The sequence below is a fragment of the Lysobacter sp. Soil_N_23 genome (assembly GCF_057656135.1).
This window is the reverse complement of the sequence record NZ_JBDGKY010000009.1, coordinates 107,973-132,126: the sequence shown is the minus strand read 5'-3', so window position 1 is coordinate 132,126 and position 24,154 is coordinate 107,973. Positions and strand designations below refer to the sequence as shown.

The 24,154-nt window shown below is 67.5% G+C and carries 22 protein-coding genes; 10 read left to right on the top strand and 12 right to left on the bottom strand.

Annotation, left to right across the window (positions count from 1 at the left end):
- Window positions 1-89: 89 nt before the first annotated feature.
- The 9 genes from AC3A3X_RS09100 to AC3A3X_RS09060 all read right to left on the bottom strand — a co-directional run bounded on the left by AC3A3X_RS09100 (window position 90) and on the right by AC3A3X_RS09060 (window position 10,166).
- Entirely contained in the window at window positions 90-407 is a 318-nt protein-coding gene (locus AC3A3X_RS09100; protein WP_487582703.1) for a hypothetical protein, read from the bottom strand.
- A 230-nt stretch (window positions 408-637) separates the two neighbouring features.
- Window positions 638-1,471: a class I SAM-dependent methyltransferase gene (locus tag AC3A3X_RS09095; RefSeq protein ID WP_487582702.1), complete on the bottom strand. Its 834-nt coding sequence runs from the start codon at window positions 1,469-1,471 to the stop codon at window positions 638-640.
- Window positions 1,472-1,526: 55 nt separating this feature from the next.
- A complete protein-coding gene (gene dusB / locus AC3A3X_RS09090; RefSeq protein ID WP_487582701.1) occupies window positions 1,527-2,540 on the bottom strand; it encodes a tRNA dihydrouridine synthase DusB in 1,014 nt (337 codons plus the stop codon).
- Between the two features lie 26 nt (window positions 2,541-2,566).
- Window positions 2,567-3,640: a PepSY-associated TM helix domain-containing protein gene (locus tag AC3A3X_RS09085; protein WP_487582700.1), complete on the bottom strand. Its 1,074-nt coding sequence runs from the start codon at window positions 3,638-3,640 to the stop codon at window positions 2,567-2,569.
- Window positions 3,640-5,757 carry a TonB-dependent receptor gene (locus AC3A3X_RS09080; RefSeq protein ID WP_487582699.1) on the bottom strand — a complete coding sequence of 706 codons (2,118 nt, stop codon included), beginning with the start codon at window positions 5,755-5,757 and terminating at the stop codon, window positions 3,640-3,642. The genes AC3A3X_RS09085 and AC3A3X_RS09080 overlap by 1 nt, the downstream gene beginning before the upstream one ends.
- Window positions 5,758-5,928: 171 nt before the next feature.
- The gene (locus tag AC3A3X_RS09075) at window positions 5,929-6,903 is read right to left on the bottom strand and encodes a ribokinase (protein ID WP_487582698.1); all 975 of its coding nucleotides are present in this window, start codon (window positions 6,901-6,903) and stop codon (window positions 5,929-5,931) included.
- A 13-nt stretch (window positions 6,904-6,916) separates the two neighbouring features.
- Window positions 6,917-8,212 carry a NupC/NupG family nucleoside CNT transporter gene (locus AC3A3X_RS09070; RefSeq protein ID WP_487582697.1) on the bottom strand — a complete coding sequence of 432 codons (1,296 nt, stop codon included), beginning with the start codon at window positions 8,210-8,212 and terminating at the stop codon, window positions 6,917-6,919.
- Between the two features lie 126 nt (window positions 8,213-8,338).
- The gene (locus AC3A3X_RS09065) at window positions 8,339-9,475 is read right to left on the bottom strand and encodes a GGDEF domain-containing protein (protein ID WP_487582696.1); all 1,137 of its coding nucleotides are present in this window, start codon (window positions 9,473-9,475) and stop codon (window positions 8,339-8,341) included.
- Window positions 9,476-9,605: 130 nt separating this feature from the next.
- Entirely contained in the window at window positions 9,606-10,166 is a 561-nt protein-coding gene (locus tag AC3A3X_RS09060; protein WP_487582695.1) for a TMEM165/GDT1 family protein, read from the bottom strand.
- A gap of 349 nt (window positions 10,167-10,515) precedes the next feature.
- On the opposite strand from AC3A3X_RS09060, the gene AC3A3X_RS09055 reads away from it, so the two are divergent.
- The 4 genes from AC3A3X_RS09055 (at window position 10,516) to AC3A3X_RS09040 (ending at window position 15,285) form a co-directional block, all read left to right on the top strand.
- The gene (locus AC3A3X_RS09055) at window positions 10,516-11,484 is read left to right on the top strand and encodes a potassium channel beta subunit family protein (protein ID WP_487582694.1); all 969 of its coding nucleotides are present in this window, start codon (window positions 10,516-10,518) and stop codon (window positions 11,482-11,484) included.
- Between the two features lie 84 nt (window positions 11,485-11,568).
- Entirely contained in the window at window positions 11,569-11,790 is a 222-nt protein-coding gene (gene hemP / locus AC3A3X_RS09050) for a hemin uptake protein HemP (RefSeq protein WP_487582693.1), read from the top strand.
- 208 nt (window positions 11,791-11,998) lie between these two features.
- Window positions 11,999-14,296, top strand: a complete 2,298-nt coding sequence (locus AC3A3X_RS09045; RefSeq protein WP_487582692.1) for a TonB-dependent hemoglobin/transferrin/lactoferrin family receptor — start codon at window positions 11,999-12,001, stop codon at window positions 14,294-14,296.
- 98 nt (window positions 14,297-14,394) lie between these two features.
- Complete coding sequence (locus AC3A3X_RS09040) at window positions 14,395-15,285, top strand: DUF6607 family protein (RefSeq protein ID WP_487582720.1); 891 nt, start codon at window positions 14,395-14,397, stop codon at window positions 15,283-15,285.
- 315 nt (window positions 15,286-15,600) lie between these two features.
- On the opposite strand, the gene AC3A3X_RS09035 is transcribed toward AC3A3X_RS09040, so the two are convergent.
- From AC3A3X_RS09035 to AC3A3X_RS09025, 3 genes are read right to left on the bottom strand one after another with little or no spacing between them, the layout of a single operon-like run.
- A complete protein-coding gene (locus tag AC3A3X_RS09035) occupies window positions 15,601-16,824 on the bottom strand; it encodes a PDZ domain-containing protein (RefSeq protein WP_487582691.1) in 1,224 nt (407 codons plus the stop codon).
- Window positions 16,825-16,874: 50 nt separating this feature from the next.
- Entirely contained in the window at window positions 16,875-17,723 is an 849-nt protein-coding gene (locus tag AC3A3X_RS09030; RefSeq protein ID WP_487582690.1) for a hypothetical protein, read from the bottom strand.
- Complete coding sequence (locus AC3A3X_RS09025) at window positions 17,716-18,378, bottom strand: RNA polymerase sigma factor (RefSeq protein WP_487582689.1); 663 nt, start codon at window positions 18,376-18,378, stop codon at window positions 17,716-17,718. Before AC3A3X_RS09025 ends, AC3A3X_RS09030 begins: the two co-directional genes overlap by 8 nt.
- A gap of 96 nt (window positions 18,379-18,474) precedes the next feature.
- On the opposite strand from AC3A3X_RS09025, the gene AC3A3X_RS09020 reads away from it, so the two are divergent.
- The 6 genes from AC3A3X_RS09020 (at window position 18,475) to AC3A3X_RS08995 (ending at window position 24,039) form a co-directional block, all read left to right on the top strand.
- Entirely contained in the window at window positions 18,475-19,428 is a 954-nt protein-coding gene (locus AC3A3X_RS09020; protein ID WP_487582688.1) for an SPFH domain-containing protein, read from the top strand.
- Between the two features lie 20 nt (window positions 19,429-19,448).
- The gene (locus AC3A3X_RS09015) at window positions 19,449-19,883 is read left to right on the top strand and encodes an NfeD family protein (RefSeq protein ID WP_487582687.1); all 435 of its coding nucleotides are present in this window, start codon (window positions 19,449-19,451) and stop codon (window positions 19,881-19,883) included.
- A 7-nt stretch (window positions 19,884-19,890) separates the two neighbouring features.
- A complete protein-coding gene (locus AC3A3X_RS09010) occupies window positions 19,891-20,412 on the top strand; it encodes a hypothetical protein (RefSeq protein WP_487582686.1) in 522 nt (173 codons plus the stop codon).
- Between the two features lie 210 nt (window positions 20,413-20,622).
- Window positions 20,623-21,744: a glycine cleavage system aminomethyltransferase GcvT gene (gene gcvT / locus AC3A3X_RS09005; RefSeq protein ID WP_487582685.1), complete on the top strand. Its 1,122-nt coding sequence runs from the start codon at window positions 20,623-20,625 to the stop codon at window positions 21,742-21,744.
- A gap of 210 nt (window positions 21,745-21,954) precedes the next feature.
- On the top strand, window positions 21,955-22,350 hold the full coding sequence (gcvH, locus tag AC3A3X_RS09000) for a glycine cleavage system protein GcvH (RefSeq protein ID WP_487582684.1): 396 nt from the start codon (window positions 21,955-21,957) through the stop codon (window positions 22,348-22,350).
- Between the two features lie 1,239 nt (window positions 22,351-23,589).
- Window positions 23,590-24,039 carry a hypothetical protein gene (locus AC3A3X_RS08995; RefSeq protein ID WP_487582683.1) on the top strand — a complete coding sequence of 150 codons (450 nt, stop codon included), beginning with the start codon at window positions 23,590-23,592 and terminating at the stop codon, window positions 24,037-24,039.
- The last annotated feature ends 115 nt before the right edge of the window (window positions 24,040-24,154 follow it).

The window sequence follows — 24,154 nt, the reverse complement described above, 5'->3', positions numbered from 1 at the left end:
CCTTGAGTGGAAAGTGACGTCATGGTTGTCCGCCTCGGGACGTGCCAGCCTCGGTTCCCGCAAGCAATCGCGGGATGCGTTGAGCGGGATTACAGGGCGCCCTTGAACTCGCGCTTGATCTGGACGATGTACTCGCGACCGTCCTTGCCGGTGATCGCCACGGGTTCGCCCTTCATCAGCAGCTCGTACCTGACTTCGCCAATGGCGCCCACGAACTTTTCGAGTGCGCGATCGTAGGTGTAGTGATACTCGGGGAATGCGGTGCGGTTGCCGACGATCATCTTGACCTTGCGCTCGCTCAGCCCGGTGGCTTGCGACAGGTCGCCGATGGGGTCCTTGCTCTGCTCCGCCCACGCCGGCATCGATGCCGCAAGCGCCAGCGCGATGAACGCAATCTTCGCTTTCATGAGTTGCCTCCTGATCGGATCGATCCACCGGGGCGTTGCGGCGGGGTCCGCAGTGGGGACGCCCCGGCATGGACTAGATTCGGATAAAGGCAACCAATATTGCATCGGCCATAGGGGCCTGTGACTTTCGACCTGCACCACTCATCGCAATCACAACTGCAGCACAATCGTCACGCAATGCGCGTATGGGTTCTGCGCATTGGTTTCATCGGAAATCGATGAAAACCACGTCAATACACGGTCGCGCGCGCCTGTACGAACGCATAGAAGAACACCGCATTCGGATCGTTCTGCACCTGGTTCATCTCGCGACGCATGCCGTCGACAACGTCTGGCGTGACGCGCCCTGCCGCGAGCAGCTGGTCGGCTGCCGACAACAGCAGCTCTTCCCAGAATGCGATCATGGTCTTGCGTCGCGCCGGTTCGCGGTTGTCGAAGTAGAAGGTCTTGACCACGGTGGAGACGTCGCGGAATCCGCCGGCGAGCAGCAGGTTGCCAAGCTTGGCGCCGACGAACGGATCGCCGCCGCTCTCGTACTGGAAATCGTTGAACGCCATCCAGTAGCGCCAGACGTTCGGCGAGTACGGGTCGAGCAGGAACGAGGAGTTCATCACCTCGGTGATGTAGACCGGTGCACAGGGCGCGAGCACGCGCCGCACTTCGTTGAGCACGCGCGCGGGCGAGGGCACGTGTTCGAGCACCCAGCACAGGAAGGCGGCATCGAAGCTGCGTGGCTCGAACGGCAGGTTGGTGGCATCGGCCAGGTGCAGGTCGTAGCGACCTTCGAGCCACGACATCGAACCGAGGTTGGCGCGGGCGGCGCCGAGCTGGGCTTCGTTGAGGTCGACGCAGGTCGCGTGCAGGTCCGGAAACCGCCGCAGCAGGATCTCGGTCTGAGCGCCGACGCCACTGCCGACCTCGAGCAGGCGACGGGCGCCGCTGTAGTCGATGTCGTGGAAGATCGTCGATTCGGCCAGCCGCGCCTGCTTCATCAGGCGTGCCTGCTCGGTCTGCGAGAACCCGTGCAGGTACGGAAACTCGGTGGCGCTGGATGATTCGCTCATGTGACCTCCAATGCGGAGCTATTGCCGCTATGTGCATGCCGCTATGTGCATGCCCTCAGGCGGCGGCCGGGAGCTCCGGGGTGACGCCCGCGATCAGGGCATCGAAGTACTCGCCGGTCAGGTGCAGTTGCGCCTGGGCGGTTTCAGCGCGATTGACCACGGCGCGGAACGCCTGGTTCTCCGGGCGATCCTTGGCGTACCAGCCCAGGTGCTTGCGGGCGATGCGCACGCCCGACACCTCGCCATAGAACTCGTGCAGGTGGTGCAGGTGGCCGATGAGTACATCGCGCACCTCCTGCACGGTCGGCTCGGGCAGCAGTTCGCCGCTGGCGAGGTAATGCGCGATTTCGCGGAAGATCCATGGCCGGCCCTGCGCGGCACGACCGATCAGCACCGCGTCGCAACCGGTGCGCGCGAGTACCTCGGCGGCCTTGTGCGGCGAGTCGATGTCGCCGTTGGCGAACACCGGGATCGAAAGCGCCGCCTTCACTTCGGCGATCGTGTCGTACTCGGCGGTGCCGGTGTACTGCTGGTCGCGCGTGCGGCCGTGCACGGCGAGTGCGGCGATGCCGGCGCTCTGCGCGACCTTCGCGATCGCCAGCGCATTGCGCTGGTCGGCGGCCCAGCCGGTGCGGATCTTCAGCGTCACCGGCACGTCGACGGCCCCGACCACCGCATCGAGGATGCGCGCGACCAGCGCCTGGTCGCGCATCAGCGCCGAGCCGGCCCAGGCATTGCAGACCTTCTTGGCCGGGCAGCCCATGTTGATGTCGATGATCTGTGCGCCGTGGTCGACGTTGTAGCGCGCTGCCTCGGCCATCACCTCCGGCACGGTGCCGGCGATCTGCACGCTGATCGGCGCGGGCTCGCCGTCGTGGTCCATGCGATGGCGCGACTTGGCGGTGTTCCAGAAGCGTGGGTCGGACGTGGTCATCTCCGACACGCACAGGCCTGCGCCGAGGCGCTTGCTCAGCACCCGGAACGGTTTGTCGGTAACGCCGGCCATGGGCGCCAGGATGACCCTGGGCGCGATCTGGTAGGGGCCGATATGGAAGGACGTGTCCGCCATGGCGGGCATTGTAGCGGGAGGGGGTATCAGCGATGCCCGCGCCGCCGCCGCCAGAACAGGAACCCGGTCACCAGCAGGAACATCGGCAGCAAGCCAACCACCGCCGTCGCCCACTTCATCACGCTGCCGCCCACCGCACCGACATGCAGCGGAAAGATCGCCTGGCTCATGCGCATGCCCAGCCGATTGGCGGTGGCATCGTTCACCTGCAGCACGCCCGCGCCGGCTTTGGCGATAGCAATCGTGCTGCGCCCGACCGGATGCCATTCGCCGTCGGCACGTGCGCGGAACGAGACCACGCCGTCACCGGCCTTGGGCACCGAGACCCGGCTGAGCCGCGCACGCGGCAATGCGGCATCGGCCTGACGCAGGACTCGCGGCCAGTCGACCGCGCCATCACCGGTCAGCTTGGGCGGCTTGACCGTGTCGCCGCCAAACGCTCCCACCAGCACCGACTGGAATCCCTTCGAGTACACCATGCCAACGCCGGTCAGCGTCGCCAGCAACAGCAGCGGAAACAGCAATGCGCCACTGCTGCGGTGCCAGCTCAGCCAGCGTCGCACCGGCGGGCCCGAGTGCATCTTCAGGTGCGCCAGCCATTGGCCGCGTCGAGGCCACCACAGGTACAGCCCGGTCACGATCAGGCCCAGTGCGATCCAGCCGAACACGCCGAGCACTTCCTCGCCGGTCTCGCCGCCGAGCAAATGGGTGTGCCAGTCGTGCAGCCACATCAGCACGTCGTCTTCATGGCTGCGGTAGAGCAGCAGCGCGCCGTCCTCGGGCGCGAAGTAGGCGCGGTGGCCGTCCTCGAAGAACCCCTGCCAGACCGGCAGATCCTCATGCGGGAGGTCGAGCGAGCGCAGGCCTTCGGGACTCCAGCGTTCGACCAGGGCGGCCAGCACCCTGCCATCGGCAACCGCGGAGTGCTGCGCCAGCTGCGGGTGCTGCAGGCGCAACAGGTCGGTGTGGAACACCAGCACGGTGCCGGTCAGCGCCACCAGCGCGAACACGGCACCGACGCTGAGACCGATCCACAGGTGCAGCCACGACAGCACCGCCCGCAGGCGGCGCGAATACGGTCGTGGCGCGGAGCCGCTCATCAGAAGCGATTGGCCCAGCTCAGGGTCAGCACGCGGCCGCGACCGGCGACGTAGGTGTCGTTGCGCGGCGTGCTCTGCGAGTAATAGGTCACGTACTGCTCGCCGAACAGGTTCTCGATGCCGACGTTGAGCTGGCCCAGCGGCAGCTGGAAGCGGGTCTGCAGGTCGACCGTGGTGTAGCCGTCGAAATCGGCGACCTCGACGCCGCGCAGGTCGAACTCGCGATCGAGCGACTGGCTGGCCTGCAGGCGCGTGGCGATGCCCGGCGTCCAGTCCTGGTCCCAGAACGCGGTGATGCGGTCGGGGCTGACGTTGATGCCGGGCAGGTCGCTGTCGACGCGGTCGTCGCCGTTGCTGTCGTAGCGACCGTCGGTCTGGGCGTAGCCGAGGCCGACGCGCGTGGTCTCGCTGAACTGCCAGGCGACGTTGGCCTCGATGCCTTCGATCTCGGTGCGTTCGCGCACGACGTTGTAGCTCTGGCTGCCCTGGTCGAAGGCCAGTCGCGAGCCCAGGTCTGAGTCGGACCGGTAGAAGGCCAGGTGCGCGAGCCAGCGGCCGTCGTCGTAGTCGACGCCGATTTCCTGGTTGTCGGCGATCACCGGCGACAGGTCGACCAGCGTGTCCACGCGCTGGCCGGGCGTGCTGATGCCGCGCAGGACGCGACCGATGTCGGCGACGCTGTAGCCTTCCGAATACGAGGCGTAGAGCTTGAGCGCGTCGGTGACTTCCCAGACCGCGCCGAAGTTGGGCAGCACTTCGCTGGTCGTCGGCGATCCGCCCTCGACGAACTGGCCGCCGTTGTTGGACGGAATGGTGGTGAAGTCGTCGACCTTGAGCTTGCCGCGCTCGTAGCGCAGGCCGCCGCTGAGCATGACCCGGTCGGCGACCCACCATTCGGCCTGCACGAACGGCGACACCGATTCGTAGCTGGTCTCGGGCACCCAGTCGAGGCCGCTGACGACCAGTTCCTGATGGGTGGTGTCGCGGGCCAGGTCGAGGCCGGTGGTCACGCGCAGGCGCAGGCCGAACAGGTCGCCGCGCGACCAGCTGAACTTGCCGCCGAGCTTCTCGGACACGTTCTGCGACTGGTCGAACCAGTTCGGATCGCGGCCGTCGCCCCAGAAATCGCCCCAGTCGCTGCCGCCGTACAGTGCCTCGAAGTCGACCCAGTACAGCTGCGCCTGGAAGTAACCGCCGGCCATCGCCTTGTCGGTGTAGTCCAGGTTCAGCGAGGTCGAGCGGTTGCGCGGACCATCGCCTTCCTTCTCGCCGCGGATCGAGGTCGCCAGCAGGCCGGTGACGATGTTGCCATTGACGGTGGCGTAGTCGTTGTTGCCCTGCAGCTCGTAATGGTTGACGGTCAGCTGCAGGCGCTGCTCTTCGTTGATGTTCCAGCCGCCCTTGGCGAACAGGTTCCACGACTGCGCGTCCATCAGGTCGCCCTGGACGTCGTTGACGGCGATCGCGTTGCCATCGCCGTCGTAGTACAGGCCTTCGCTGGCATAGGAGGCGCCGCCGACGAAGTCGAACGCGCCACTTCGCGTGCCCAACACGTACGAGGCGCGGTAACCCGTGCTGTCGCTCTCGTGCGGCAGGGCGCTGCTGGCGGCGACGTTGACGTCCTGGAACGTCTCGCCGTCCTGGCGCGGCGCGCGCTTGGTGATGATGTTGATGATGCCGCCGGACGCACCCAGGCCCTGCAGCGCATTGGCGCCGTGGATGACCTCGATGCGCTCGATCATCGCCGGGTCGATGGTGTGGCCGTCACGGCCGCCTTCGCGCAGCGGCGTCGATTGCGGCACGCCGTCGACCAGGTACAGCGGCTTGCGGCCGCGCAGGGTCTCGCCGCCGTTGGTCAGCTTCTGCCGCGAGGGCGAGAACGACGGGATCAGGTTGGCCAGTACCTGCGAGATGTCCTGGGTCAGCGCCAGCTGCTGCTGCAGCTGCTTCTGGTCGATCACGGTGATGGTGTTGGGCAGCGCGGCATCGGAATCGGGGATGCGGCTGGTGCTGGCCGACACGGTGACGCGGTCGATGTCGACGGCATCGTCGGCGTGGGCAACAGGCGCGGCAAGGACAGCCAGCAGGGCGCTGGCGAGGAGGTGGCGACGAAGCATGGGGGAGGGGGTCCGGACGACGAATCAGGCGCATATGGTAATGCGAACCATTCTCGTTTTACAGGGGCGGCCCGACGGGTTGCCCATATGTAGGAGCGAGCTTGCTCGCGATCGCTCTTCGGCCCCTCGATTGCGGGTTCGCGAGCAAGCTCGCTCCTACAGGGCCGACATTCAGACGCCGAAGCGCGCCCGCAGCTCGGCCTCGTGCGGCATCGCCGCGGCCGCGCCTGCGCGCTCGGTCGACAGGCCGGCATAGCGATTGGCGAAGTGCACGTGGTCGGCGAAGGCCGCGTCGCCGCGACGGGCCAGAGAGGCGGCGAGGGCGCCGTTGAAGGCGTCGCCGGCACCGGTGGTGTCGATCGGCTGCACCGTCGCCGCGGCGACGCGGTAATGGCTGCGCGCGTCGTTGCGCAGGTACGGGTCGGCGTGCGAGACGAAACAACCGGCCGCGCCGAGCGTGATCACCACCGTGCCGTGTGGCAGCAGGCGCCGGCACAGTGCGTGCAGGGTGTCATCGTCCTGCGTGGCCAGCGTGGCGGCATCGACCTGTTGAGTCGTGTGGCGGCCGAGCTGTGAGCAGAACTCGGTTTCGTTCGGCGTGATCACATCCGACAGCGACAGCAGCGACGTCGGCGCCTGGGCGTCGGCCGGCGCCGGGTTCAGCACGGTCATCACGCCGGCAGCGCGCGCCGCGGCGAACGCTGCCTCGACGGCGGCCTCGGGTGATTCCAGCTGCGCCAGCACGACCTGTGCCAGGGCAATGGTGCTTGCCTGCTGGCTGACGAAATCGGCCGACAGCTCGGCGTTGGCGCCGGGCCCGATGACGATCGAATTGCGTCCCGCCTGATCGACATAGATGCCGGCGGTACCTGTAGGCGCATGGCTGGGAAGGTCATGCAGGTCGATGTCGTCGGCAACGGCCAGTGCATGCGCGAGCTGGCCGCCGAGATCGTCGCCGAGCGCGCAGACGAAACTGGTCTTCGCGCCGGCGCGCGCGGCGGCCGTGGCCTGGTTGAAGCCCTTGCCGCCGGGCCCGGTGCGGTAGTGCCCGGCGAGGGTCTCGCCGGGCCGTGGCAGCGTCGCCACCGTCCACACGTGGTCGACGTTGAACGAGCCGACCACCACCACGCGCGCGCTGTCGCTCATGCCTGCGCCGGGCTCAGCTGAACCAGGTGAGCACGCCGGCGATGGTCGCGGTCATGAAGGTCGCGATCGAACCGCCGAGTACCGCGCGCAGGCCCAAGCGGGCCAGGTCCTGGCGACGCTCCGGTGCCAGTCCGCCGATGCCGCCGATCTGGATCGCGATCGAACTGAAGTTGGCGAAGCCGCACAGCGCGTAGGTTGCGACCAGGCGACCCTGTTCGCTCAGCGCGACGCCGGCGACCTTGCCGTTGACGATGTCGGCCAGCTGCAGGTAGGCGACGAATTCGTTGATCACCACCTTCTGCCCGATCAGGCTGCCGACGATCGGCGCATCCGCCCACGGCGTGCCGATCACCCAGGCCAGCGGCGCCAGCACGTAGCCGAAGATCGTCGCCAGGTCGGTCGGCTTGCCGATCGCCGCGGCAATGCCGGTGACATCGCCCAGCCAGGTCAGCGGCCAGTTGATCAGCGCGATCAGGGCGATGAAGGCCAGCAGCATCGCGCCGATATTCAGCGCCAGGCGCAGGCCGTCGCCGGCACCGGCGGCGGCGGCGTCGATGATGTTGGCAGTGGTTTTTTCCACTTCCATCTTGACCGTGCCGCGGGTCAGCGGCTCGCCGGTCTCGGGCACCAGGATCTTGGCGATCACCAGCGTCGCCGGCGCGGCCATGATCGATGCCGCCAGCAGGTGCTTGGCATAGAACGCCTGCTGTTCCGGATCGCCACCCCCGAGCATGCCGACGTAGGCGGCGAGCACGCCGCCGGCGATGTGGGCCATGCCGCCGATCATCATCGTGATCAGCTCCGACTCGGTCATCTTCGGGATGTACGGGCGCACGGTCAGCGGCGCCTCGGTCTGGCCGATGAAGACGCTGGCGCAGACGCTGGTGGTTTCCGCGCCCGACACGCGCATGACCTTGGTGATCGCCCAGGCCATCGCCCGCACCACCGCCTGCATCACGCCCAGGTGGTAGAGCACGCCCATCAGCGCGGCGAAGAAGATGATCGTCGGCAGCACCTGGAAGGCGAAGATGAAGCCATAGGTCGACGTGTCCATCAGGCTGCCGAAGATGAACTTCGAGCCTTCGCCGACGAAGCTGAGCACCTTGACGAAGCCGTGGCCGATGGCGTCGAACGCCTCGCGGCCACCGGGCATCAGCAGCACGACGGCGGCGAATGCGATCTGCAGCGACACGCCGGTGGCGACCAGCTTCCAGTCGACCCGGCGCTTGTTGGTGGAGAACAACCAGGCAATGCCGATCAGTACAGACAGGCCGAACAGGCCAAATGCCACGCGCGCAATTGCTTCCACTCAGTTCTCCCCAGGCGACCGGCAGTCGGCAGCGCGTCGTTGTCGTTATAGGCCCGCCGCAGCGGCGGCGCGGCGTAGTTTACCCCGGCCCCTCTGCCCCTGTGGGAGAGGGGCGGAGGCGTGGACTCAGCCGTCCCGCGCCACCACCTTGTTGCGCCCCTGCAGCTTCGCCTGCTGCAGCCGGCCGTCGGCCCGGCGCAGCAACCGTGACAGGTCCGAACCCTCGTGCGGAAACCCTGCCAGGCCGGCACTGAAGCTCAACGGCATCGCGTCGGCGCCGCGCTCGGGCTGGAACGGCCGCTCGCCCAAGGCCCGGCGGATCGCGTCCACCCGCTCCCAGGCCGTGCCGATGGGTTTGCGCAACAGCAGCACGAATTCCTCGCCACCGATCCGCACCAGCCATTCGCCCGGCTCGGCCAGCTCGCGCAGCACCGCCACGACGTGGCGCAGGGCGCGGTCGCCAGCGTGGTGGCCGTGGGCGTCGTTGATGCGCTTGAAGTGATCCAGGTCGATCAGCGCCAGGGTCAGGCTGTCGCCGTCGTGGCGGACACTGTCGAACAGGCGCGGCACCCGGTGCAGCAGCCAGGTGCGGTTGGGCAGGCGGGTCAGGCCGTCGGTGCCCGACAGCTCCACCAGGCGCTGCATGCGGTAGACCACCATGGCGGTGATCAGGGTGAACATCATCAGCAGCACCAGTCGCTGGGCCTGGCTGCCGAGGGTGACCGAACCGTAATCGCTCGACAGCAGTTGCTCGGGTGAACTGGCCAGGGCGAACACCGCCAGCACCAGCAGCGCATACTGGCCGCACGCCAGGGTGCCGGCGAACATGGCGACACGACCGTCGCTGCGCAGCGCCGTCAGCAGGATCGCCAGGACGTAACCGCACCAGACGATCAGGCTGTTGAGCCCGGCCGGCAGGTGGTTGGCCGCCAGCGCGACCAGCACCAGCGTGGTTGCGGTGACGTCGAAGGCGGACGAAGCGAAGGGCAGCCAGCGGAACAGGCGGCGGCGCCGGGCCAACGCCAGCCACAGCTGGGCGAAGATGTTGACGACCAGGGCGCCACCGAGGCCGATCATGGTCTCGTTGATGCCGCCGCCGCCGAGCGCGTTGGCCAGCGGCAATAGCAGCAGCATCGCTGCGAGGGCCGCGCGCAGGCGTGCCACCAGCAGTTCGCCGCCGGCGCCGATCTCGAGCATGATTTCGTCCGGTCGCGCCAGCAGCGAAGTGACGACCTCGCGGACCCTACCGCCGGTGATGTGCATCGGTGTCCCCTGGATGCCCGGGCCGAGCATAACGCGCAGCCCCGCCCGAATTGTAGGAGCGAGCTTGCTCGCGATTGCCGCTTCCGGGTCGGACCCGCCCATCGCGAGCAAGCTCGCTCCTACCGGTCGGTCAGCCGAGGCCGCGCAGGCCGACCCACGCCGCCAGCGCCAGGAACACGATCGCGGCGACGGTGCGGGCGGTCTTCAGCGGCAGGCGGTCGGCCAGGCGACTGCCCAGCAGCACCACCGGCACGTTCGCCACCAGCATGCCCAGCGTGGTGCCGGCGACCACTTCCCAGAACGGCTGGTACCTGGCCGCAAGCAGCACAGTCGCGACCTGGGTCTTGTCGCCGATCTCGGCCAGGAAGAAGGCGATCGTGGTGGCGACAAAGGCGCTGCGCGCGGGCAGGGCGCTGTCCTCGTCGTCGAGCTTGTCGGGCTTGAGCGTCCACACGGCCACCGCGAGGAAGCTGATCGCCACCACCCAGCGCAGCACCTCGGGATTGAGCCATTGCGCGACCAGGGTGCCGAACCAGGCGGCGAGGGCATGGTTGAGCAGGGTCGCGACGAGGATGCCGGCGACGATCGGCCAAGGCTTGCGGAAGCGCGCGGCGAGCAGCAGCGCCAGCAGTTGGGTCTTGTCGCCGATTTCGGCAAGCGCGACGGTGCCGGTCGAGACGGCAGCGGTCATCAAAGGGACGTTACCCAGTGTGAAGTGATCCATGGAGACTCCGGAGGTCGGGCTTCCGCGTGGACGCGAAAGGCAAACGCCACGCGGCCCGACCCGGCATATGCCAGTTGCTCGCGTGACGCCTGCCTTCGGTCTTGCCCGTGGTCGCTCGCCGGCGTGTGCCGGCTGGCTGCCGCTCCTGCGCCATGGCCGTTGGGCCAAGTGTGTTGACGCAGGTCCCGGCGGATCGTCAGTCGCTGACGGGCGCCGGTGGGCTACTCCCCGGAGGAGGGATGGCGCGCATTGTACAGATGCCATCGCCGGGCGGACACGTCGCTAAACTGAACGCCTCGTCCCAGGAGCCTCCCTCATGCAATACCGCCGCCTCGGTTCCTCCGGCCTGCAACTGTCGGCGTTGTCCTTCGGTGCCTGGCTCACCTTCGGTTCGCAGATCGGCCGCTCGACCGCTCGCGACCTGGTCGCCGCCGCCTGGGACAACGGCATCAATTTCTTCGACAACGCCGAGACCTACGCCAACGGCGAGGCGGAGAAGGTGATGGGCGACGTGATCGCCGACCTGCGCCTGCCGCGCGATGGCTTCTGTGTGTCCAGCAAGGTCTTCTTCGGCTCCGTCGCCGAGCCGCGGCCGACGCAGCGGGGACTGTCGCGCAAGCACGTCACCGATGCCTGCCATGCCGCCCTCAAGCGCCTGCGCGTCGACTATCTCGATCTCTATTACTGCCACCGCCCCGATCCGGACACGCCGATCGAGGAAACCGTGCGAGCAATGGATTCGCTGATCAGCCAGGGCAAGGTCCTCTACTGGGGCACCTCGGAGTGGACCGCGGCGCAGATCCGCGAGGCCCACAAGATCGCCCGCGCCCAGCACCTGGCTGCGCCGACCATGGAACAGCCGCAATACAACCTGTTGCACCGCGAGCGCGTCGAACTCGAATACGCGCCGCTGTATGCCGAGGTTGGCCTGGGCACCACCACCTGGTCGCCGCTGGCGTCGGGCGTGCTGACCGGCAAGTACAACGCCGGCGTGCCGACCGAAGCGCGCCTGGGCCGTGAGGGCCTGGGCTGGCTGCAGCGAAGCGTGCTGGGCGAGAACGAAGGGCGGATCGAGCGCGCGCGCCGGTTCGTCGAACTCGCCGGCGAGCTGGGTGTGGCACCGGCGCCGCTGGCCATCGCCTGGTGCCTGCGCAATCCGCATGTGTCGAGCGTCATCCTCGGCGCGAGCCGTCCCGAGCAGTTGCTGCAGAACCTGGAGGCGCTGGAGCTGGCGCAGCGCCTGCAGGAAAGCGACTGGCAGCGGGTCGAAGCCGCGGTGCGCTGAGCCGACCAACGGGCGGGGCCCGGGTGTTGACGCAGTAATGAGAATCATTATCATTACTCGCGTCACCCCGACCGAGCCACGAACATGTCTCTGCGCCAACCACTGCTGCAGCTCAAGCCACGTTCCGACCGTTCCGCGCCCCTCGTCCCGCCGATCGCACTCGCCGCTCCGGGCCTGACCCTGTCCGCCTCGCTGGTCGAAAGCGACGACCTCCTGCGCGGCGGCCGTGAAGTCCTGATCCGCCACGGCGACGAGGTCTATCGCCTGCGCCACACGCGCAACGACAAGCTGATCCTGACCAAGTAATCCAACCCAACCCACCGAACGTTGCGCCCGGGAACCCGGGCGCGCCAATCGACCTCGTGTCGACCGCGTGCTGCCCTGGGGAGGGTGGCAACGCGAAGGCGGACCGCCAGGATGGCTGCCGCTCTCCATTCAACGTCTCTCTCCAAGGCCCGCAAGCTCGCCGCAAGAACGGCTGCCAGCACGCCTCGACATCCACTCGAGCCCGTCCATGCATCCCGTTCCCAGTACCTTCGCCGTTGCCCTGATGCTGGCACTGCCAGCCCACGTCCGTGCCGCCGACAGCGCTGCCGCCGATTCGCAGTCAACGACCGGTGCTGCTGCCGCGGCCGCGGCAGCCAACGAGTTCGACCGCATCGTCGTCACCGCCACGCGCACCGAGCGCGCGCTCGACGACGTGCCGTCGGTGGTCACCGCCATCGACCGCGAACAGATGGATCGCGAACTGGTGCGCAACCTCAAGGACCTGTTCCGCTACGAGCCGGGCATCACCGTCACCACCGGCACAGGCCGCTTCGGCCTGGGCGACATCCGCATCCGTGGCCTGGGCGGCAACCGCGTGCGTATCGAGACCGACGGCATCGCCGTGCCGGACGCGTTCTCGATCGGCAGCTTCTCCACCGCCAACCGCAACTTCGTCGACCTCGACACGCTCAAGCGCGTCGAAGTCCTGCGCGGCCCGGGCAGCGCGCTGTATGGCTCCGATGCACTGGGCGGCGTGGTCGCGTTCGCAACCAAGGATCCCTCCGATTACCTGGAGGAGGGCAAGGACGCCTACTTTGGCTTCAAGCTCGGCTACGAGGGCGAAGACAACGGCCTGTTCGGCGCCGCGACCGCTGCCTTCGGCGGTGACCGCTGGTCGGGCCTGGTGACGCTCAACCATCACCAGGGCCAGGAAACGGAGAGCATGGGTGAAGACCGCAGCGAGGGCGCCAGTCGCACCGCTGCCAATCCGCAGGACTACGACGGTCGCAGCCTGCTGACCAAGCTGGTGTTCGCACCGAGCGAGAACCAGCGCTTCAAGCTCACCGTCGAAGGCAATGAAGACCAGGTCGACACCGACGTGCTGACCTCGCGCGTGCTGGCGGCGCTGCCGCCGGGCTCGCCACCGACCACGCCGCGCACGCGCACCAGCTCGCTGCTCGGTGACGACAAGCAGACGCGCGCCCGCGTGTCGTTCGCGCATGAAGTCGACTCGATCGAATCGGTGCTGGTCGATTCCCTGCAGTGGCAGGTCTATCGCCAGGACAGCGAGACCACCCAGAAGACCTTCGAACTGCGCGAGACCATCGGCAGCACCGGCCTTGTGACCAACCCGACGCGCCGAGAACGCGAGTTCAACTTCGACCAGCGCCTGGTCGGGGCCGAGGCCGTGCTGCACAAGGACGTCAGCAGCGGCAGCGTCGAGCACAGCCTGACCTACGGCCTGGACCTGACCGAAACCGAGTTCCGGCAGAAGCGCGACGGCCGCTCGATCAACCTGACCACCGGTGCGGTCAGCAACTCGATCCTGCCCGACGTGTTTCCGGTGCGCGATTTCCCGACCAGCACCACCACGTTGGCCGCGCTCTATGTGCAGGACGAGATTTCGTTTGCCGACGGCGACTTCCGCCTGATCCCGGCGCTGCGCGTGGACCACTTCGACCTCGACTCCGAGATCGATCCGATCTATTCCGCTGACAACCCGGGCCTGGGCGTGGTCGACATGACCGAGACCAGCGTTTCGCCAAAGCTCGGCGCGGTCTGGCACTTCACCCAGGACTGGTCGCTGTTCGGCGGCTACCAGCATGGCTTCCGCGCGCCTCCGTATAACGACGTCAACCTGGGCTTCACCAACCTGCAGTTCGGCTACACCGCCATTCCAAATCTGGATCTCAAGCCGGAAACCAGCGATGGCGTCGAGTTCGGCGTGCGCTTCTCCAATGAGGCCGTGTTCGCCGAGTTCTCCACCTACTACAACCGCTACGACGACTTCATCGAGTCGCTGCGCGACACCGGCAAGAACGCCCAGGGATTGACCGTCTTCCAGTCGCAGAACATCGCCAACGCCGAGATCTACGGTGCCGAAGCACGCGCCGGCGTCGACCTGGGCGCGCTGTCCGAGGCACTGGCGGGATGGTCGCTGCGCGGATCGGCAGCCTGGTCGAAGGGCGAGGATCGCGACACCGGCACGCCGCTGGAGTCGATCGATCCGCTTCGGGCGACACTGGGCGTGGCCTACGACCGTGACACCTGGGGCGTCGAACTGGCTGGGCGCTTCGCCGGTCGCGACGACGAGCTGCCGGTCGCCGGCCGCTTCGAGACGCCGGGTTACGGTGTGTTCGATCTGCTCGGCCACTGGGCCTTCGCGCCTGGCGCCGAGTTCAATGCCGGCGTGTTCAACCTCGCCGACCGCAAGTACTGGGAGGCCGGCACGCTCGCCAGCCAGCAGCTGGCGGCCAGCACCGTGCTCGACCGCTACACCAGTCCGGGCCGCAACGTCGGCGTCAGCCTGAGTGTGAGCTGGTGATGCAGCACGCGCTAGGCAATTCCTTTCAACGTCACCAAGAGCCAGCCATGAACATGCGCCCGCAACTGCTTCTGCTTTCCGTCCTTTCCGTCGTGCCGATGCAGGTCATCGCCGCGCCGGCCGCAACCGACACCGCGCGTGACCGCGCTTCGATCCTGGCGATGAAGGGCGAGTACATCGTCGACTTCGCGTTCGACGAGACCGTGCTGCTGCAGCCAGGTTACGAGCGCCATCCGGCGATGCGCAGCGGTGGCAACGAGGTCGTGATCGTGGTCGAGGACACGCCGACCAGGGTCGTGTTGCAGCACATCCTGGTGGACGAGAAAAGCGGCCACGTCACCAAGCACTGGCGCCAGGACTGGTCGTACGAAGCGGCCACGCGCTTCGAGTTCACCGCCGAGCAGACCTGGCAGGTGCGCCCGGTCCCGGCCGAACTGACCCGCGGCGCCTGGACCCAGTGCGTGTACGAGGTCAGCGACGCGCCGCGCTACTGCGGTACCGGCGCATGGACTTACGACAATGGCGTGGCCACGTGGACCAGCGACCTGAGCTGGCGTCCGCTGCCGCGTCGCGAGTACACCAAGCGCAGCGATTACAACGCCATCAGCGCGATCAACCGCCACACGCTTACGCCGATGGGCTGGACCCACGAGCAGTTCAATACCAAGGTGCTGCGCAAGCCCGACGGCACGCAGGTCGAGCTGGCCCGCGAGTTCGGCTTCAACGACTACCAGAAGACCACCGAGGTCGCCTTCGCTCCCGCATACAAGTACTGGGACGCGACCAATGGCTACTGGGCCAAGGTGCGGGCACGCTGGGACGGTTTCCTCGGCAAGGCGCCGGGCGTGCACCTGAAGACCAGGATCGACGGCATGGCGATGATCATGCCGCTGTTCGAACAGGCCTCGCAGCTGGAGGAGGGCAAGAAGGTCGGCGACGCGAAGATCGACGCGGTGTTCAAGAAGTGGGTCGAGCCGGCGTCGATGTGATGCGGCGTTGAGGCTTGCGTCTGCGGACGACGCTCAGGCAATTCGTTGCATGGTCTTCGGTGGCCCTCACCCCAACCCCTCTCCCGCAAGCGGGAGAGGGGCTCCCACCGTCGCTGCAAGACCGTCATCATCCCCCGAAGACCGTCATCCCCCGAAGACCGTCATCCCCCGAAGACCGTCATCCCCGCGAAGGCGGGGACCCAGCGACGTTGCTCTGAGGCTCGTCATTCCCGCGAAGGCGGGAACCCATGGACGTTGCTCCCCGTGCTTCGCTGACACTTGTGAGGAACGTGGCAACCGTGCGAAAACCTCTTTTTACAGCAGCACTGAGAAAGTCGTTGGCGTCGGCGGTACGGGGGGCACCGGTGGTGCGGGCGGCGCCGGCATCTCCAGTGCCTGCGGCGGTGCCGGCGGTGCCGGCGGCTTCGGCGCAGTCGGTGCCTTCGGCGCAGCGGGCGGCGCAGGCGGTGCCGGTGGCACCGGCGGCAGGCGCAGCATCGCGGTCCTGGGCACGGTGATCTGCGCGGTGGCGCTCTTGCGGTCGCGCAGGTAGGTCACGCCGACCTTGCTGTCGGCCGGTTTGTCGCGCAACGCCATCATGGCTTCGCGCGGCGTCTTCACGTCCTTGCCGTCGATGCGCTGGATCACGTCGCCGGCCTGCAGGCCATCGAGTTCGGGGCCGGTGCTCACCACCAGCACGCCGTGGTCGGTGCCGAAATAGCGGCCCAGCTGGCCGTCGACGGCGGCCAGGTTCAATCCGCTCCAACGGAACGTCTCGGCCAGCAGCGGCAGGCGACAGTCCTCGCCTTTGCAGTCGCCCATCGGTCCCATCCGGATGATCTCGGTGCGAACCTCCGGCGAGATCAAAGGCAGCGGCATCGGTCGCGGCTGGGCGCCTTCGCCGTCGGGCGCCCACATCAGCGGGCCGTCCATTCCTTCGCCGCGCCCGGCGAACATGGCGCCGTTGCCATCGCGCATCAGCCACACGCGATCGCCGATCTGCGGGGTGACCTTCGTCGAAGCCGTCTTGCCATCGCGTTCGTAGCCGAGCGTGATCGCCTTCTGCGTATCCAGATCGCCGAGCTGGGCGCGTGCGGCCGTCAGGCGCTGGTCGCTGTCCTTGCCGGCGAGCGGCTTGCCATTGATGGTGGTCAGCAGGTCGCCGCTGCGCAGGCCGGCCTTGGCCGCCGCGCTGTCGGGCGTGACCGCGGCGATGCGCACGCCGGACTTGGCCTCCGGTGCCAGCACCACGCCGATCACCGGCCGCTGCTCGAAGCGGCGCTCGAGGTTCATCTGTCGTGCAACGTCATACCCGCCCGACAGCTCGGCCACGCGCTTGGCGGCCTGCCTGAGATCCTCGCGGGCCGCCGCCAGTTCCTTCGCCTTGGCGGCATCGGCGGCGCTGGTGCCGGCGGTCTGCGCGGTCGCGACGAATGCGAACAGCAGGCCAATTGACAGGCCAATCGATGCTGCCAGCAAGGTGGGTTTGAACATCGCCTTCCCGCGTGGCTGCGCGCGCTGGCTGGTGCGGGAATTCATGGAATGGGTCGACGTCATGGCTGAGGGTCCTGCAATGGAAGGGATGAGAGTCAGTCGACGCTGACCAGCGCACCGTCGTAGCGCTCGCCACGGGTGACGAGCCAGCGCTGGGTGGTTTCAACTTCGGCCAGTGCGCGCATCGTCGCCACGCGCTGCTGCCACAGGACGGCGCGTTCGTTGTCGGCCAGGCCCGGTTGCGACAGCGAGGCATCGATGCGGCCGATGCGTTCGTCGAGTTCGACGCCCAGCGCCGCGCCGCTGGCCGAGGACACGCGCGCATCGCGGGCGAGGGCGACGAGTGCCTCCAACTGCGCCGACTCGGCCTGCAGTGACTGGATCGCGGCGGCACGGTCGGCGAGCACGGATGCGGTCGGGTCGGGCGTCGTCGTGGTGGCATCGGTGCTGGCGACACGGGTGGCATTGTCGTTGCGACCCGGAAGCGGTGAGGCCACCGGGGCCGGCTTGCGTGTGGGCGTGCCGGCAGGCTTGCGCCGCGCGACGTTGCGCTCGACCGGTTGCGTCGTGGCGACGGCCACTTCGGGCATGGCGGTCGAGCCGGGCGAAGGCGTGGCGACGTCGGTCGTTGCCGGCGTCGGTGTCGACGCAGCCGGTGCAGCGGCGATTCGCGCAGGTCCCGTCGACACCGGTGCATCGTCGTGGCGCAGCAGCGGCACCAGCGCCACCGCGGACACGGCGGCAGCGGCGGCAAGCCATAGCGGCCAGCGGTTACGACGGCGCATCGAAGGATGGGGGCGGGCGGTCGCGTCCACTGCGGCACCATCGAGGGCGCGGGTCAGTCGCTGCCAGCCGTCGTTGCCGGGCGATTCGATCGGCAGCGCGGCGAAGGCTTCGTTCCAGTCGCCAGGCGTCGGGATCCGGGGGCGGTCGGCATCAGGCATGTGCCTTCTCCTGGTTCATTCCAGCTTGATCGGGTTCGAGCAGCTCGCGCAGGCGGCGTCCGCCGCGTGCCAACTGCGACTTGGAGAAGCTTGCCGTGCGCTGCATCAGCGCCGCGATCTCCTCGTGGGTGTAGCCCTCGGCGTGGTAAAGCCACAACACGCTGCGGGTGGTGGTGGGCAACTGGGCGAGGGCGCGGCCCAGCGCCGCGGCATCGGCGGCGGCGGTCGGCAATGGACCCGGGTCCGTCACCAGGTCGTCGCCGTCCAGCGGCACGTCGTGGACGTGGCGACGCTGGCTGCGCAGCCGCATCAACGCCTCGTTGACCGCGATCTGCCGCAGCCAGCCCCAGAACGGGCTGCCGTTGCCGCGGAACTCGCCGAGCTTGCCGTAGACCTTGAGCATCGTTTCCTGCAGCACCTCGGCCGCTTCTTCGCGGTCACCGGCGTAGGCGCCGCCGAGGATCCGCAACGCCAGGTTGAACACCGGCCGCTCGAACCAGCGGTAGATCTGCTCGAACGCCGAGCGGTCGCCGGCCCGCGCCCGCGCCAGCAGTGCGTCGGGCACGTCGATGGCGAAACTGCTGCGCGGGGCCGCCGTCGCCGGGCTCGAAGGGCAGGGGGCGGGCGCGCTGGCGGGAATGGGGTTCAGTGGCATGTCACTGGTCTGGATGCGGCGACCGGCGAAACCGTCGCAGACCGCTGCCTCGGGGGTCTGGGCCTATACTCGGCCCACAGACAGGGAGGGGAAAGCATGGGTTCGATTCTGGCCGTAGTGCTGTTGCTGGCAGGCGTGGTGGTGCTGTTCAAGACCGTGCGGATGGTGCCGCAGGGATATGAATGGACGGTCGAGCGTTTCGGCAAGTACACCCACACGATGGACCCCGGACTGCACTTCCTCATCCCGATCGTCTACGGCGTCGGCCGCAAGATCAACATGATGGAACAGGTGATGGACGTCCCCAGCCAGGACGTGATCACCAAGGACAACGCCGTGGTCAAGGTCGACGGCGTGGTCTATTTCCAGGTGCTCGATGCCGCCAAGGCCGCCTATGAAGTGGCGACGCTGGAGATCGCCATCCTCAACCTGGTGATGACCAACATCCGTACCGCGATCGGTTCGATGGACCTGGACGAGTCGCTGTCCAAGCGCGACGAGATCAACACCAAGGTGCTGGTCGCCGTCGACGCGGCGACCCACCCGTGGGGCCTGAAGGTCAACCGCATCGAGCTCAAGGACATCCAGCCGCCGCGCGACCTGGTCGATTCGATGGCACGGCAGATGAAGGCCGAGCGCGAGAAGCGCGCCAACATCCTCGAGGCCGAGGGTTTCCGCCAGGCGGCGATCCTCAAGGCCGAAGGCGAGAAGCAGTCGGTGATCCTGGAGGCCGAGGGCAACAAGGAAGCGGCCTTCCGCGAAGCCGAGGCGCGCGAGCGCCTGGCCCAGGCCGAAGCCAAGGCGACCGAGATGGTGTCGACCGCGATCGCGCAGGGCAACGTGCAGGCGATCAACTACTTCGTCGCGCAGAAGTACATCGAGGCGTTCAAGGCGCTGGCCGAGGCGCCGAACCAGAAGTTCGTGATGATGCCGATGGAGTCGGCCGGCGTGATCGGCTCGCTCGCCGGCATCGCCGAGCTGGCCAAGGAAGCGCTCGATCGCCAGCAGGTGCGCGCACCTGTCGCGCCGCCGCCGCGCGTGGGAGGTTGAACATGCAGTGGGGAGCGTCCATGAACTGGCACGTTTTCACCTGGGCCGTGGTGGCATTGCTGCTGTTCGCGGCCGAAGCGCTGGCGCCGGGAGCGTTCATGCTGTGGCTGGGCTTTGCCGCCGTGGCCGTGTTCGCGATGGTGCTGCTGATCCCCGACATTCCGGTGCTGGCCCAGGTCGCGGCGTTCATCGTGCTGAGCTTCGCTTCGATCCAGGTCTACCGGACCTGGTTTCGCGGCCGTGAGCGCCGCAGCGACCAGCCCAACCTCAACCGCCGCGCCGAAGCCCTGGTCGGTCGCGTGGTGCCGCTGGAGCAGCCGATCGTCAACGGCCGTGGTCGCGTGCAGATTGCCGACGCGTACTGGGAAGTGACCGGCCCGGACCTGCCGGCAGGCTCGGCCGTCCGCATCACCGCCAGTCGCGGCATGAGCCTGCAGGTCGAGCCCGCAGGCTGAAGACCACATGGGGCGATCGTCACTGCTCGCGATGTCGTGTTTCATTGCAACTGCAGCGATCGCCGCGTCGGTATCGGCGGCCGAACCCGGCCTGGTCGGCATGATCGTGCCGCCCTGGCCGGACGGACTGAAGTCCAACACCGGCAGTTGCGTCGGCTCGGGCAGCGAGCCCGGCCAGGTCTGTGCGCGCAGCATCGCCACCCTCGACGACGCCGAAGACCGCACCTTGCAACTGCTCGCCTCGGAGTTCGTCGATCGCCTCGGTGACGAGCCGCGCTGGCGGATCACCGATGCGGTGCCGTACCCGATCCTGCGCCGCGACGAACTGGTGGTCATCGCCACCTGCCAGCGCGATGGCGTCGACGACGCCGGGCTGATCGCGATCATCGACACCGGCACCGTCCATGCGGCCGAACTGGAGATGCTCCCGGCCACGCGCTGGGCGATGCGACTGGACCGCGCCACCGGCAAGTTCGTCCGTGTCGCCCCGAGCCGCGTGCGCTGCTACAACGAAGGCACGAGCGAATAGTCCGCGAATCCCCCGCTTGAAGCCCCTCTCCCGCTTGCGGGGTGAGAGGACACTGCTTGCGAGCCACTGGCTCGCGTGTCCTCGAACGCCCGAGCGCTATGCGCTCGGGCCGGGGTGCGGGTTTGGGGTGAGGGCAGCCGGGCCGGCCTGCAGGCACATCGCCTCAGGTGAGATAATCACCGGCTCGCCCCTGACAAGACCCCACGAGCCATGACCCAGAAGACGATCCTCAACGACACCCACCGCGCCCTCGGCGCCAAGATGGTCGACTTCGGCGGCTGGGACATGCCGATCCATTACGGGTCGCAGATCGAGGAGCACCACCTGGTGCGCAGCGACGCCGGCATGTTCGACGTCAGCCACATGACCGTGGTCGACCTCAACGGCGCGCGCGTGCGCGAGTTCCTGCGCCGCCTGGTCGCCAACTCGGTCGACAAGCTCAAGGTGCCGGGCAAGGCGCTGTACACCTGCATGCTCAACCCGCGCGGCGGCGTGATCGACGACCTCATCATCTACTTCCGCGACGAGGAGTTCTTCCGCCTGGTGGTCAACGCCGCCACGCGCGACAAGGACCTGGCGTGGATCGGCGAGCAGGCCAAGGCGTTCGGCGTGACCGTCACCGAGCGTCCCGACTTTGGCATGATCGCCGTGCAGGGCCCGACCGCGCGCGAGAAGGTGCTCGGCCTGCTGCGCGAGGACGACCGTGCCGCCGTCGCCAGGCTCGGCAAGTTCGCCGCCGCGCAGGCGCGCACCCAGGGCGGCACCGACGTGTTCGTCGCCCGCACCGGTTACACCGGCGAGGACGGCTTCGAGGTCGTTGTGCCGGAGGACCAGACCGTCGCCTTCTGGAACGAGCTGCTCGCCGCGGGCGTGAAGCCCGCTGGCCTGGGCGCGCGCGACACGCTGCGCCTGGAAGCGGGCATGAACCTCTATGGCCAGGACATGGACGACGACGTCTCGCCGTTTGAGGCCGCGCTGGCGTGGACGGTGGCGCTCGACGAAGGCCGCGACTTCATCGGCCGCGACGTGCTCCAGGCGCAGAAGGCCGCCGGCGCGCCGCGCCAGATGATCGGCCTGGTGATGGACGAGAAGGGCGTGCTGCGCCACGGCCAGAAGGTGCTCACCGCCCACGGCGAGGGCGAGATCCTGTCGGGCACGTTCTCGCCGACGCTGGGCAAGGCGATCGCCTTCGCGCGCGTGCCGGCCGGCGACATCCCGCTGGGCACCGCCGGCAACGTCCGCGTCGACATCCGCGGCAAGGAAGTGCCGGTGCGCGTGGTCAAGTTCCCGTTCGTGCGCGACGGCAAGGCCCAGGACGGCGTGCTCGGCTGAGCCGCCGGGACGGAGTGGTCGGCGGGCAGGGCTTCGATGCCGGTCGGGTGACGGCACAGGCAGCGCCCGGCACGACCGGCATGAGGCCGATGAGACCCGGCATGATTCTGGCCGAGCCGATCCTTTCGTCCCCCACCTCTCGCATGTTGCTTCCGCGTCGGTAAACTAGGCGCCGTCCCCAAGCAGCCCCCGCAAAGTTCGAGGCCAGTCATGAGTGAAATTCCCGGCGATCTGAAGTTCATGAAGTCCCACGAGTGGGCACGCGTCGAAGGCGACGGCAAAGTCACGATCGGCATCTCCGACCACGCACAGGGCCTGCTCGGCGACCTGGTGTATGTCGAGCTGCCCAATGTCGGCGACCGCGTCGAGGCCGGTACCGCCTGTGCCGTGGTGGAATCGGTCAAGGCCGCTTCCGATGTCTATTCGCCGGTGACCGGCAAGGTGACCGCGGTGAACGCGGCGCTGGCCGACAAGCCCGAGACGATCAACGAGGATGCCTACGGCGAAGGCTGGATCTTCACCGTCGCGATCGAGGAGCCCGACCAGCTCAACGAGCTGCTGGCACCGGACGACTACGCCGAGCTGCTCGAAGAAGAAGACAGCTGAGTCACCGCCTCGCCACCCTGCAGGGGTGGCGAGCAACAGGCGGTCGTGCGATGCACGACCGATCCCGCCACCGGCCGCCACGTGCGGCCGGTTTGCGTTTCCGAGCGCGGCATCGTGATTGCGCCCGAGCGGGCGGCATCCGCGCCGCAGGTCATTCCCGCGAAGGCGGGGACCCATGGCATTGCGCTTCGGTCGCCAGCCCGCAGTGGAGGACAGCGTCGCCGACATGGCCGGTCCGAAGCCTCGCAGTCGAGTTCGGAAAGTGACGATGAGGTGATTCGCAGCCTCCGGTGCCATGCCCGCCGGCGCACTCGTGCCGACATCCCGAACGGATGTTGGCAGTCCCGCGAACGCAGGTCGAAGGACGTCGCACGCACCTCGATGGCGACGTCGGCAGGGTGAGTCGAAGCGGTCGCGCGAACTCCAACGATGCTTCGTCGGCGACGTCGAACCGCTTCGACCGACGCCGAAGCGCGGTCCGCGAGCACCGGAAAAGTTCGCGCACTTTCGCGCAAATCGGCTTGTGCGACGCGAAACCGGCGCGCCTCGATGCACCTTCCGACAGGGGGTGTTTGCCCGACCGCGGAGCGCGTTTCGATCGGCATGCGGAAGGCGCGCGAGCGCGTCGCCAATCGCGCATGCACCAGTTTCTGTTTTCGCAAACCCCTTAAATAAAGCAGTTTCAGAAAAACATTCTGGCGATACCGGCGAGCGACGCGCGACGCGTATGCGTCGCGACGAGTCGCTGTCGGCGACGACCGGCCGGGTCGGGTGCCGCGGCGGCCTGAAAAAAAATCGGCCAATGTGTTGACAGTATGAAAAACCGTGATTAGGTTTCGCCCAGCAGACGTCTCCTGCGGAAGCGAGTGAGTACGAACAAAGAAACAACTCGCGGTACAAAACGAACCTCCGACCGGGCAGTCGACACGGTGGAAGCAGGGATCGTTTCCTTCGCGAAACGGGTTTTCGCAAAGGCGCAGGTATCGAGTTTCATCCAACCCGGCTCGCTTTCGGCGGTCCGGGTTTTTGTTTGCCCGCCGCTTGGTGGGCACCTCATCCGTACCGGCGCGCGTTGCGCGTCGGCGGCTGCACGCGGGTCCGACTCCCGCGGCCCGGGCGCGGACAGACCGGCTCCATCGGCCTGGCCGCACCCGACTAGTTCGGCAAGTTCTACTGGGCTTTATAGACCTGCAAGACCACTGATCAATCTCTGATCAACCACTGACGAGGAGCCATCCCATGGCCATGAAGAAAGCTGCGAAGAAGAAGCCCGCTGCCAAGAAAGCTGCCAAGAAGGTAGCCAAGAAGGCTGTCAAGAAGGTAGCTGCCCGCAAGAAGGCAGTGAAGAAGGCCGTCAAGAAGGCCGTCAAGAAGGTAGCTGCCCGCAGGAAGGCAGTGAAGAAGGCCGTCAAGAAGGTCGCCAAGAAGGCAGCAGCCAAGAAGACCGCTCGCAAGAAGGTCGCCAAGAAGGTTGCCAAGAAGGCCGTAGCCAAGAAGACCGCCCGCAAGAAGGCCGTCAAGAAGGCCGTCAAGAAGGTTGCCAAGAAGGCCGCCAAGAAGGCCGGTGCCCGCAAGTCGGCTGCCAAGAAGGCCGTGAAGAAGGTTGCCAAGAAGAAGGCGGCCCGTCGCAAGTCGGCCAAGAAGGCTGTTGCTGCTGCGATGCCGGCCACCCCGGCACCGATGATCTAAATAAGAAAGTCCCGATTGCCGTAATCCAGCTCTCTCCCCGCAGCCCAGGCGGGGGGAGAGTTTTTTTTGGGGATGCGGAAACATGCGTCGCCCCGGATTCCATCATTCGGCGAAT